This window comes from Ureibacillus massiliensis 4400831 = CIP 108448 = CCUG 49529 (assembly GCF_000772965.1).
GTDB classification, from domain to species: domain Bacteria; phylum Bacillota; class Bacilli; order Bacillales_A; family Planococcaceae; genus Ureibacillus; species Ureibacillus massiliensis.
This window is the reverse complement of the sequence record NZ_JPVQ01000001.1, coordinates 159,726-171,563: the sequence shown is the minus strand read 5'-3', so window position 1 is coordinate 171,563 and position 11,838 is coordinate 159,726. Positions and strand designations below refer to the sequence as shown.

The following is an 11,838-nucleotide window of genomic DNA, read 5'->3' as shown; positions in this document are numbered from 1 at the left end:
CTTTATTCTACAGGTGGTAGTCCAGGCTCTCTGTATGTTGTTACAATAGCATATCCTGTAAAATCAAAATATAATGAAAACGTTCCTCCATCAATTACTTTACCTGTTCTGGTTGCTTCATTAATAGCATATTTCAATTCATCAACAGTAAGTCCCATCCATCCAGCAGTTCTTGCTAAAGCTTCTTCTGGAGTAGATTTAGATGTCTCAAGTAACCCCTTATTTAAATGAAAAGTAAGATGTGTAAGGTGTTTATTTTCAACTAATAACTTCTCTTGTTCTACATCTAACATCGCAACATATTCGGCTGGTTTCATATCAGAGTAACCTGCTGGTAATGGAAATCTATCTTTCCAGTCCATTTCAACTAATTTATCATATAATGGATAGCTTTGACCCGGTGCTACATTAGATGGCATTTGTACTACTAATAAAGAACCAACTGGATTAGGAGGTTGAGTTGTCGTATCTTCCTCAATTGGCTTAGGTACAAAGTTTGGATCAAGATTCATCGCTTTGTTCATGAATAATGCGTAGTGTACGCGAGATAATGATTCATTCGGTTTGAACGTACCATCTTCATATCCTGCGGCTACACCGTTTGAATAGAGCGCTTTAATGTATTCTGCGTATTCATTGCTGTCAGGTACATCTTTAAAGCTATAATCCGCCTTTACTTCAAGATCAAAGGCAATTGCTAAGGCTTTTGCCATTTCTCCACGAGTAATGGCTTTCGCACCGTTGAAGTTGCCCTTTCCATCCGCTTCTAAAATACCAGCCATTTGTACTGCTTTTATTTGATCGTAGTAATAGTGACTTTGCGGTACATCTTTAAAGGCTTTGAATGGTAGTGTCTTTGGTAAATCCGTCGCACTATTAATTAATACTGCTGCATGTTGACGAGAAATTTTCTCTAATGGACGGAATGTGCCATCTTCGTAACCATTAATAATGCCCTTCTCTGCCATTTGATGAATCGTTTCATAATAATCGCTATTCTTCGAAACATCAGAAAAGATTTTCGAAAAAGCTACTTTTTCCGATGCAAACGCTGGTGTTACCTCAGCATATTGTGTCATTGGAATCACAATGGCCGGTGTCATAACCGCTAAAGTCAAAGCACCTAAGACAAACTTATTTGATTTCATAGAAATCCCTCTTTTCCTTTTAATATTTTTATATAATTAAATTTTAACAGTCTTTACAGATTGCTCAAATTATACAAATAACTGGTTTTAAGTAATAATCCTTCCTTTGTGAGTATGGATATCTAACCATACCCCATTTTAACAACCAAGATTTGTCCCTTTTTAACTTGTTAGTATTTTTCTTCCAATCTTTAAATCCCACTACGTTCAGATAAAACAATTTCTCCTGGAACATGTATGTTGAAACGAACAACTTTAAATCCCATTATGTTCAGATAAAACGCCTATTTCGAGAAAAATAAAGTGAATCACGAACGTCCTTTAAATCCCACTACGTTCAGATAAAACGAGGAAAACCCCGTTCCAAAACATATTGGTTTTGGTTACTTTAAATCCCACTACGTTCAGATAAAACAATCGGTGACGCATTTGGCGCTTTATTTGGTTGGCTCTTTAAATCCCACTACGTTCAGATAAAACATTAAGAAGTCCATTGTTACAACTTCAGGATAATTCTTTAAATCCCACTACGTTCAGATAAAACAATGGGGTTGCTCGGAAGAAATGTGATGAAACCATTCTTTAAATCCCACTACATTCAGATAAAACCCGTTCTTTTTTATACAAAATTTTAATTAAATTATTCTTTAAATCCCACTACGTTCAGATAAAACTAAAGATGAAGCGAGAGAAATTATTCGATTACTGCCTTTAAATCCCACTACGTTCAGATAAAACGGTATTTTTATGTTTATATCGAGAGTAAAAGCAAACTTTAAATCCCACTACGTTCAGATAAAACGTAAATAATGCCCTCAGCAAGCACCCATAGTCCACTTTAAATCCCACTACGTTCAGATAAAACTTTTCCTTTGGTATTATAAAAAATTAATGGTAACTCCTTTAAATCCCACTACGTTCAGATAAAACAGGGATGGTATGTAGAAAAGTTTTCATCTGTTCGTCCTTTAAATCCCACTACGTTCAGATAAAACTATGTTAGAAAAGTTAAAAGAATCGGTATCCTCTAACTTTAAATCCCACTACGTTCAGATAAAACGTTTTTCTGTGTTTTAATACTTCTACATTTTGGCCATTCTTTAAATCCCACTACGTTCAGATAAAACCATGTCTATGCATTGTGAACAAATCAAATACTTCTGACTTTAAATCCCACTACGTTCAGATAAAACTATAGGTGAATACTTTGATACACGTTTTTCAGAACCCTTTAAATCCCACTACGTTCAGATAAAACAATAACGGCATTGCTAGACTGAATGAACATTTAACTCTTTAAATCCCACTACGTTCAGATAAAACGGACAGAGTGGTATGAGTTTTATAAATATTTGGGTCCTTTAAATCCCACTACGTTCAGATAAAACTACGCAATCGGACAAAATAGCGGAAAAGTATATGCAGTCTTTAAATCCCACTACGTTCAGATAAAACCTTTAGTGAAATTTAACGATGGAAGTATCATGACTACTTTAAATCCCACTACGTTCAGATAAAACTGAAACAATTAACACGAAAGAACATTATTACACTACTTTAAATCCCACTACGTTCAGATAAAACAGTATATTGAGATACCGTAGATTTAAAATCTGAGTGCTTTAAATCCCACTACGTTCAGATAAAACTTAAGTCTAAAACATCAGATTCCGACAACTGGGTCACTTTAAATCCCACTACGTTCAGATAAAACATTTTTGTGGTATAATACGACACCCCTTAATTTTTCTTTAAATCCCACTACGTTCAGATAAAACTGGTAGCGGAAATGTCCATTTAAAAGACGAAATCACTTTAAATCCCACTACGTTCAGATAAAACAAGACGATTACGCGCTTGTATTTTAGGAGTAATTCCCTTTAAATCCCACTACGTTCAGATAAAACGTCCCGCTCCGATTACATTAGTTCGGATAGTTTTTACTTTAAATCCCACTACGTTCAGATAAAACCCTCTTTTCTTCTATTAAACTATAAAAATTTTTGAAACTTTAAATCCCACTACGTTCAGATAAAACTTACAATGCGACGTGAAGTCGTCCCACGTACTATTCCTTTAAATCCCACTACGTTCAGATAAAACCCCTATTTAAAACCTATGGTATATCTACAATTATAACTATAAATTTGCAGTGGACTACTAATAATGTTTCAACAGGAATTAAATTAATTTGTATAAGCTTAATTATATCAATACTTATAAAGATTTTTAAACAAATTACCAAAATGCACCAATTAAAAAAAGATGTCAAAATCTCCTTTTTCAGTTCCTTTAAATTCCTTCTTAATATTTTTGGGATTCTCTACAATATAGTAATAAATACTATCTTCCTCTGGGTTTATTATTTTTTCTACTTGTTGCCTGCATTTTAAAAATTGTCCTTTTGTTATCTCACCCTCAAATACTGAATTTTGAGTCCAAGTTAAATGTTCTCTTAGTTTTTTACAAACTTTTCCTACTCTTTTTTCATTTACATCATAGGTAATAATTACAAACATTTTACCACCATGCTTTCAATGGAATATACTTTGTATCACCAATAACATGTTTAATTAGTTTATAACATTCTAATCGAATCAAATATCTATAAGATACATTTCGATTTAGTTTTCTATGACGAATTGTACTTTGTAGACGTTCATCAAATGCCGTAATAAAAATTTTTCTACCCTCTTCGTTTAAATGGATCATTCCTTCATGATCGTCAAAATGCTTTAGTTGAATTTTCTTCGTGTTAACCAGGGTTAGCAATAATGGATCTACCAACATAGGCTTAAATATTTCTGCCAAATCTAGACATAAGGAAAATCGCTTTTGTGAGGGTTCATGTAAATAACTAATTGTAGGGTTTAAATGTGTTTTATATATTTCTGATAAAACGGCAGTGTACATCATAGTATTTCCGAATGATATTAACGCATTAAATGGATCTCTTGGAGGTCTTTTACTTCTTTCTTCAAAAATAAATTCTTGAGGAATCATTTCGTTTAAGGCTTTGTAATAATGTTGACGTATCATCCCCTCTATCCCCATTGTTTGTTGAACATTTTTTGTTTTATCAATCTCTTTGTCTAATTTCATAATTTCTTTTACAGATTCTGAATCAATATTTTTTCTCTTTCTACAGGTACGAATCATATGGAATGCAGCAGATTTCACAAAATTTTGAGCTAAATAGAGCCTTTTTTCTTTTATTAAATAGTGCTCGCTTTGTTTTACTGTCACAATTCCTGACACCTTTTGCTCCCTTGGGTAAAAACTTCCTGTATAAAAACCATAATAGTTATAAAAATGAAGGATTACTTCTTTTTGACCAACAAAATTTAATAAAGAGCTATTTAAATCTATTTGTCCAAATAGGTGAACATTCTCTATCTGTTCAATCGGGACTGGACGTTTACGACCATCCTCTGCAAGAATATAAAGAGTATTGTCTTTTCGTTGAAGTCGTCCGTTTGAAAACACAAAAATATCACTTTGCATTTTCCCCTTCTCCTTCCTCTGCATAGCAAAAATCAAAATACGCACAGCTTTTACAGTATGTTAGTTTTTTTAATGTTGGAGCAGCTTCATTCTCAACTATTTTATAGACTTCTGCTATAACTTTTCGAATTTTTTCTTCATTTTTTTCATCTAACTCAATTTCAATAACTTTTTTCTCCTTGGTGTAGGCAATTTTACCCCGCTTTTCAATTCCACGTTTTTTCAATATATAAAGATAATATAAAAGCTGAAGTTCATCAGCATTTTTCATTTTGCTAGAAAGCTTTGTTTCTTGAACAAACTCTGAATCAATAACATCAATTTTAGCGGATTATCCAACCATAAGTTCTTTATCTTTTCGTTGATAAGAACTTTCATGAAGTAACGTACCTTCAATTACACGATCATTTTCTGTTTCAAATGAAATTTGTCGGCTATATAACCAAAGTTTTCGTTTGCATATTGCGTAATATTGGATGTGTAAACCTCCTACTTCAAACATTACAGCATCTCCTCATTTAAAAAAATCTACTCGATACATCATCGCAAGCTAATTCTAAACCTCGCTCAGTTGAATATTTTACTGACGCATATAAAATATGACTAAATGCTTTATGATCAAGTCTATTTAACTTAAATCCTTTTTCTTTTTTACGAACCTCTAACCTCCACCGATTAACTGAAATCGTTAATTGATTTAATTGATAAATAATTTTTTTCCTTCCAATCGTATCTTTCTTATCCAATTTTTCATATTCCTCTATTAATTCCATCGCTTCATTAAAACACTCACGTCCAGGAATAATTAAACAACTCGTGATGTCTCTTAATATTTTTTGAGCATCAGATTTTTCTAGATTAAAAGGAGTTAATTTTTTTAGCTCTTTAAGAGATTCATCAAATGTCTTTAAATACTTTGTTCCTGATAAATTTTCTCGACTAAAAATATATTCAACAATATTAATTTTTGATTCTTCGTCTATTAATTGCCCGTCAAATTTTTTCAATGCCTCCAGACCATTTTCAACAATAGTCTCTTCATAAATTGACTCCAAACCTGAAACCTCTTGTGTACAAATAAAGACATTTGGTTCAAGAGGAACTATAGTTTTTGGATAACGTTTCCCTTTTCTATTACATCGTCCAAAACGTTGGAATAAGGAGTCAGGCGTTGCTGCTTCTGTAAATAAATAATCGAAATCCACATCAATAGATGCCTCAACAATTTGAGTTGTAATCCAAATTCCAGCTTCATTACTATCGATTTGACCAAAGGATTTAATTGCTGCTTCTTTTTGTTGGCGATCCTTTGAGGTGAATTGTGAATGTAAAAGATTCACATTTATATTAGGCTCATTATTTAAAGCATCATACATAGCTAGCGCTTGCAATACTGTATTGACAACAATTAAAACTTTCTTGTCCTCAGCCAGGCTAATAACTTCTTCTACACAATTTAAAATACCTTTATTCAATAGCTGAATCTTGTGCCTTATTGGAACTGCATTTTTATTTTCTTTTGGATTATTAGGTAATATAACTTTGCATTGTTTTGTTATATCCGGCTCTAGAAGTTTACGTTTTTTTAGTTCATCCACAAAAATAGCTGGCAAAGTAGCTGTCATAATCATCCATTTCCCACCTAATTTTGTAATCATTTCAATTCCTTGAATTAATATTGCTACAATATGAGGGTCATAGGACTGAATCTCATCTATTACAACTTTTGAATATGCAAGTGTAGCTAATTCTTTTTCAAAACCTCTATATAATAAAGGAAATTTAAAAATTTGATCGATGGTGGATAGCGTAAGCTTGGAAGCAAGTAATTCCGCTTGCAATAGTTGAGTTGTTGTTAACTCAAAAGATTCATCTTCAGAATCCTCAGTACTTACAAATAAATAATCAAATGCTCCCGAATGAAGCAACCCTGTAGATTGAAACCCTATATTATTTTCATTACGAATTCTATCGTACATAGCATTAATACTCACACGCAAAGGTAATGTAATAAATCCTTTTTCTTGACCTATCCATAATAATGAAGCTTCCGTTTTTCCACTACCTGTTTGAGCAACAAGTAAAATATTTTTATCTTGATGTTCTGATGCTATTACTTGAAGTTCTCTAAAGTCATAATTTTTTACTTTCATATAGTCTGTTACTTTCTCACCAACTGACTCATTAATCGCTTGCTCAACATAATTTTCGATTGCTTCATGCTTTCTCTTTGCTGAAGCAGCATAGTCTGCACGGTGAAGTAAACCTTTTAATAGAATGTATCTATTAAGTAATGCTTTTGTCTCAGAGTAATAAATGTCCCTTCTATTGTTTATTATTTTTATATATTGTTCGTACGGTTCATCAGCTATCGGTATACCTATATCATTTTTAATTTGCTCTAAATATCGACGAAGCTGTGTATTGAAAATCTCTATAATTTCACTATTATTCGGTAAACGATCCCGTTCATGATGGTAACCAACAATCAAGGCTAATAAATATAAATCTTCAAATTCAAAAATGGTTGTATCCTCTAACTCATAAAAAGGAATTAATGCAACTGATAAATAGTTATGAGGATAGTTTTCTATTTGAATAGCTTTTTTGTTGTGAATAGCACTATGGATTTTGTTTTGGAAGCCATCACTATACTTTCCTACATCATGATATAAAGCTGCATATCTTAGTAGTTCCCAATCTTTTTCATTTAAAAGAAAAAGGCGTTCGCCGTATGTACGACGAAGCACCTCCACACCATCAAGTACATCACTTGTATGTTCTGAAATAGTTAATATATCTGGTTTCGATTTCGCATAAAACACCATTTTATACTTCTACCCTTTCATTAAAAATACTGGATACTTTGAGTCAAATAAAACTGGATTTATAAACGTTTGTCCTGATGGTAAAAAAGCAACTGGGATATAGTCCCAAACCCTTTTCCCTCTAATAATCTCGTATTTTCGAGTAAGACGATAATAAGTTTTTACTATGTCTCCTCTCAAATCTTTACGTTGATTTGCAATATCTCTTGGAACAAAAAGGTCCATTTGAGTTTTTACTTTATTATACGTTTCTTCTGCTTCTACAAAGCATACTTCATCAATCCGTACAAGATCTTCCCAGCGTCCAAGACTAAGAGTTTTAGTAGGAGTAGTAAGGTTTTCATAAAGCCTTTTAAGTACACTTTCTTCGGTCTCAACATGAATTACATGCTCTATATTGTATAAAAGATGCTGATACATTGGCATAGTAGTTACATTTTCAGGTTCTATCTCTAATACTAACCCATCCATATTTAATGGCAGTTGTACTGATGCCTTTTTAAACATAAATTTATTAGAATAGTCGATGATAATACTTTCACTTTTTCCTTGAATCGACAAATTCATTGGGATATATTCTGTTGCTTCTAAAATGGAATGAAGCATTCCTTTTACAGTAGAAAATGGGGCTAACGGATATGTTTCTCCTACCTTAAAGGCAAACGGTTTTTGATAGCACGCCGTTTCTTGAAATATTTTAAGCCTTAACAGTCGCATTTTGTTTCACTCCATAATGTTGTGCCACCTGATTTATAAGGACCTGAAATGTTTCTTCAATAGTAGAAATATTTTCAGCAAAAGTAGAACGAAATTCTTGTTCATTACTAAATTTTCCTGATGCTATGCCAATTAAAGTATCACCTTTAACACTACTTCCCGCAAAAGTGGTTTCCATTACTTCAATCAAAGGATTTACTTGTAGTTCACCATTTTTCAGTTGAATACGTCCTTGGAATAAAGGATTTGCATATGGATATACACCACCTACAATAAATAAAGGTGCTAAATTTTCTTGTCGACCTCTAATATGACGTGATAACAGCTTAACAATTTCTAAAAATTGTTGTACACGTTCAAAACGCTGTTCATTACTCAATGTCACGTTATCATTTGAGTCGATACCTATTTTATCCAAATCAATCGTAATCGTATATGTGTATAAACTAATATGATTTTCAATATTCGCTAAGTTAGGATCTAATTTATTCCTTTCAGCTAAACCCATATTATTTAAAAACTCCATATCACCATTATAGGGTTCTAATGAAACGGCATGGCTTAAGCGTACAACAGCCGCACGTTTTAATGATTTTTTCCCAGTTTTTAAATAACCAAATAAATCCATCTCAACGGAATCTTCAATAGTCACTTCGTCTTTAAATTGCACAGTACCTTTTTCTTTCGATACTACATCAAGATTCCAATCAAACCATTCGTTTCCTAAACGAACAATGTCATATCTTAGTGCTTGACGTGATGCGAAAGAGTATATATTTCCGTCTGCCCGATTAAATTTTTTCAATTCAGAAATGTTCGCAAATCCTTCTCCATAATTAAGTGATCCTGCTTCAAATACGATTGTTATTGTCAATGTTTTACCCATGTCCTATTCCTCCCTTTTAAAGTTTTACTTCTGTTTCTTCTATTATTTGTTTTTTTCCCGGAGTAAGTCCTGCTATGAATGCTAAAGCTATAGATGTAAATTCCTTATCTGAGGTGTTTAAATCTACTGCTTTAACTAAATTTTTCCCTACATTCATATTTGCAGCCAAGTGTAATCGAACTACTGTATCAAAAAATAGTTCCCTATTTCCCGCTTTAGCAGCATTTAAGAGTCGATAAGCTGTAGAAGTTAGTTTTTTCTCATTCGGAGCTTGATAGAGAGTATCTGTAGCTTCTTCCTTTTTCCCTCCTAATGTTTGTGCAATTCGAAAACCCAATGCGTACATTTTTTCAGTTACAGTTTTTTCCGTTAGCAAGTTTTTTTCCTCCTTTAACATCAATAGATGTTCTCTCATTATAAGTGCATTTTTAAGTGAAAACGTGTCTCTATTAGTTGTTGGCAGGTTCATTATTCGATGCATTTCTTTCATAATTAAATTTTTACAATCTAAATTATCAAAAGCAGCTCGAATAATTTCTTCACGAAATTGGTAAGGAGATATCTTCTCTATAACATTTTCTTTTGTAGAAATAATGTAATCTACAAAATTCGGATTTAAACTTTTATATTCTAGAAATGTTTTTTTCGCTTTATAATCTGTATCCCATTCAATAAGCACAGTCACTTCATTGCGTCGATTTTCTATTTCTTTTAGTTTGCCGAAGGAATCACGGATTGCTTCACTAAATCTTGTATCTGTTCTCATTGAATTTGAAAATTGATTATTTAACATAAATGTTTTTTGACAGCTTGATTCTGCATGTAAAAAGCCAAATACATTAACTAGTTCACCCTTACTAGGGCGTCTATAACGATACGTTCCTAATGGGGAAAGGAGTAGCAATAATTTAGCTAATGCGCTAATCGATTGCACCGCTTGAAGGTTCCCATCCCAAGCATAGTTATAAGCATTCGATACACTCATACCAAGTGGCACGAAATGCATTTCTTCAAATGATGCAGTTCCCCATTGATTTTCAATCAAACCACATTCTGGAACAGTTTTTAGCCATTCATACCAACTTAATTTTGACTTTTTCTTTTCACTCGCCCAAGATTTAGCATATTCAGGTTTCTCTCCTATTTTAAATAATGCTTCTATTTCTTCTTCGTCACCTTTTTCAAATTTTTCTCTCAATCTCAATTCCCATAAAACTGGCAATATATAATCTCTTTCAAAAAGTGATTTTTGTTCTTTAAAAGATAAAGCGTTCTTTGCAACATTTAAAAATGAAGCTTGTCCTGCTGCGGATGAAAGTAAAGTTGCTTTAACCCAGTTTAATGTTAACTTTTGATCTATTTTTTGTTGTTTGTAAATTTGATATAGACGTCCAATTTGATCTTCCAATTTCCTTGTATCTTTAGACTCCATAGCTATTTTTATATTTGACATACAGTTTATAAGCTCAGCATCTAGATCAGGAAAATACTTTTTTACTTTGTCACATGTACTTTTTACTCGTTCATTTATCCATTTAATGTTTTCCTTTAATTTTGATTCTTCCTTTTCTAAATTCCTTATATAAATGTTAACTAAATTTTGAAGAGCTTGATACTCACGATCTGCTACACTATAATGTTTTAAAAAGTATTGGAATAATGTCTCTGGCAAATGCTTTAACCATTCAATTGGTACCTCTAAAGTATTTGCTTTAGCATGAATTTCTTGTTTATCCTCATCAAGTCTTAACAATGCAACTGCTCCCATTGATGTCATCCAATCATTCACTACAATTTGAACCATAACTTTTTACCACCTCCAGTTGCCCCATCCCTTGGGACTTTCTCAGAAGGTACCCATCCTGATATATTAGTTTTAAATCTTCTATATCTCCTTCTAAAGTAATAAATCCTTTTTGACATGTGTAGAATAATGTTTGCCCATTAGCATGGCTATTCGATTCTTGAATAACTTGTTTTTTCATATTAAAGTCTTTTATTTTAATTGGTCTCTTAAGAGTTCTTCCATACAAAGATAAAAATTGTTTATTACTAACAATATTTGCTTCCTCTTCAAAGTTTTTAGATGTTATGAGCAAAGGCTTGTTATCCTTGTCTTCTAATAACAAAGGACTATTTGTAACAAATTTCACAACAGAACTATTTATGGTTTTCTCTTTTAATAATTCAACTTTCAATATTTGAAGTGTCCACTTTTGATAACTATATTTTTTCATTTGTTGAAAACCATTAATCAATGAAACTGCAATTTCTGGATTTGAGCTTGAAATTGTAACTGATGCACCATCAACCTCAAAAACATTCTCTTTTTTATTTAGATTCGATAAATAGACTGCAAAGGAATATGTTTTAGGTTTCGAAGCATTGTCCAAATATAGTCTTTGATATAATTTCTCATCGCTGGTTCGTATCGCTTCTTTAATTAAGGACAGAACCATCATACGATAATGAATAGGAATTTCTTTTGTCTTCAAATGAATTCTAATTCTCAAATTTAACACTCCTATTTAATTATTTTATTCAATTTATCAACTTATAACCAAAATATAACAAAATAACCTAATAAATGTCAATGATAAAAATGAAGTATTTTACAATTAATTTTAAATATGTATACTAGTACTATCATTTATTTGAACATCATGGGATTTAAAAATTTAATTATTATATTCAAAAAAAGAAGTTTTTTATCTGAACATGTGGGAATAACACACTGAAAATCACATTAATCCAC

8 protein-coding genes, 1 pseudogene and 1 CRISPR repeat array are annotated in these 11,838 nt (G+C 32.1%); all 9 genes and pseudogenes read right to left on the bottom strand.

Annotation, left to right across the window (positions count from 1 at the left end):
- Window positions 1-2 precede the first annotated feature (2 nt).
- The 9 genes and pseudogenes from CD30_RS19375 to cas6 all read right to left on the bottom strand — a co-directional run bounded on the left by CD30_RS19375 (window position 3) and on the right by cas6 (window position 11,596).
- On the bottom strand, window positions 3-1,148 hold the full coding sequence (locus CD30_RS19375; protein ID WP_052126001.1) for an S-layer homology domain-containing protein: 1,146 nt from the start codon (window positions 1,146-1,148) through the stop codon (window positions 3-5).
- A 189-nt stretch (window positions 1,149-1,337) separates the two neighbouring features.
- Window positions 1,338-3,251: a CRISPR direct-repeat array (repeat unit 29 nt; unit sequence CTTTAAATCCCACTACGTTCAGATAAAAC).
- A 152-nt stretch (window positions 3,252-3,403) separates the two neighbouring features.
- Window positions 3,404-3,667, bottom strand: coding sequence for a CRISPR-associated endonuclease Cas2 (gene cas2, locus CD30_RS00860; RefSeq protein ID WP_036171056.1), 264 nt, complete (start codon window positions 3,665-3,667; stop codon window positions 3,404-3,406).
- Window position 3,668: 1 nt separating this feature from the next.
- The gene (gene cas1b / locus CD30_RS00855) at window positions 3,669-4,652 is read right to left on the bottom strand and encodes a type I-B CRISPR-associated endonuclease Cas1b (protein ID WP_036171053.1); all 984 of its coding nucleotides are present in this window, start codon (window positions 4,650-4,652) and stop codon (window positions 3,669-3,671) included.
- Window positions 4,642-5,154: pseudogene (gene cas4, locus CD30_RS00850) on the bottom strand (CRISPR-associated protein Cas4). The gene cas1b and the pseudogene cas4 overlap by 11 nt, the downstream one beginning before the upstream one ends.
- A 16-nt stretch (window positions 5,155-5,170) precedes the next feature.
- Window positions 5,171-7,480, bottom strand: a complete 2,310-nt coding sequence (locus tag CD30_RS00845; protein WP_036171051.1) for a CRISPR-associated helicase/endonuclease Cas3 — start codon at window positions 7,478-7,480, stop codon at window positions 5,171-5,173.
- 9 nt (window positions 7,481-7,489) lie between these two features.
- The gene (cas5b, locus tag CD30_RS00840) at window positions 7,490-8,197 is read right to left on the bottom strand and encodes a type I-B CRISPR-associated protein Cas5b (RefSeq protein WP_036171050.1); all 708 of its coding nucleotides are present in this window, start codon (window positions 8,195-8,197) and stop codon (window positions 7,490-7,492) included.
- On the bottom strand, window positions 8,178-9,083 hold the full coding sequence (gene cas7i, locus CD30_RS00835) for a type I-B CRISPR-associated protein Cas7/Cst2/DevR (protein ID WP_036171048.1): 906 nt from the start codon (window positions 9,081-9,083) through the stop codon (window positions 8,178-8,180). Before cas7i ends, cas5b begins: the two co-directional genes overlap by 20 nt.
- A 16-nt stretch (window positions 9,084-9,099) precedes the next feature.
- A complete protein-coding gene (locus CD30_RS00830; protein WP_141096020.1) occupies window positions 9,100-10,887 on the bottom strand; it encodes a hypothetical protein in 1,788 nt (595 codons plus the stop codon).
- Window positions 10,865-11,596 (bottom strand): CRISPR-associated endoribonuclease Cas6, encoded by a 732-nt coding sequence (gene cas6 / locus CD30_RS00825; RefSeq protein ID WP_036171044.1) that lies wholly within the window; start codon window positions 11,594-11,596, stop codon window positions 10,865-10,867. The genes CD30_RS00830 and cas6 overlap by 23 nt, the downstream gene beginning before the upstream one ends.
- Between the last annotated feature and the right edge of the window lie 242 nt (window positions 11,597-11,838).